Here is a 561-nt window from a genome sequence, read left to right as displayed (position 1 = left end):
TTGTTTCTAAATTTTCAAAATCAATTTCTCTTTTTGATAAAATAATATTTTTATTTTTTTTGTTATTGTTAATGTTATTGTTATTGTTATTGTACCCTCTTGAAGAATCTTCAAGACATCTTGAAGAATCTTGAAGACTTCTTAAAGAATCTTGAAGCTCTCTTGAAGATTCTTCGTGGTTTTTATGTTTTCTAGTATTGGCGGCTTTTGCTGCTCTTTCTGCAAACTTATTTAAAGTTTCGTCTGAATTTTTTAATTCTTCTTCAACATCTGAACACCACAAATGACCATCTTCTGAAAGAATAATGTGTCCAGATCTAAATAAGTAATCTAATGCCTTCTGAAATCTTTTTACTGAACAACACGTAAAATGAGATAATATTTGCGCATCATTTACAAGAGGCTCTCTAGTGCGCAACATTTGCAATCGCAATCGCATATAAACATTGCCTTCAATTGCGGGTAAACAAGCAAGATCAAGAAGCCACTTGTCTGCAAAAAGCCTCGTCCATGGCAACTTAGTTGACATACTTCACCTCCCTTTCTTTATTATTATTGCAA

1 pseudogene is annotated in these 561 nt (G+C 32.3%); it reads right to left on the bottom strand.

Features of this window, described 5'->3' with window-relative positions:
• A pseudogene (locus ACFIKJ_RS09700) lies at positions 1–529 on the bottom strand (hypothetical protein); the annotation flags it as partial.
• Between the last annotated feature and the right edge of the window lie 32 nt (positions 530–561).

Origin of the sequence: Bartonella sp. PS7NMGDW (assembly GCF_042193585.1) — a bacterium.
In the GTDB taxonomy this organism is placed as follows: Bacteria; Pseudomonadota; Alphaproteobacteria; order Rhizobiales; family Rhizobiaceae; genus Bartonella; species Bartonella grahamii.
Note: the sequence above shows the minus strand (reverse complement) of the source record. Positions and strands in the feature narration are given on the sequence as shown.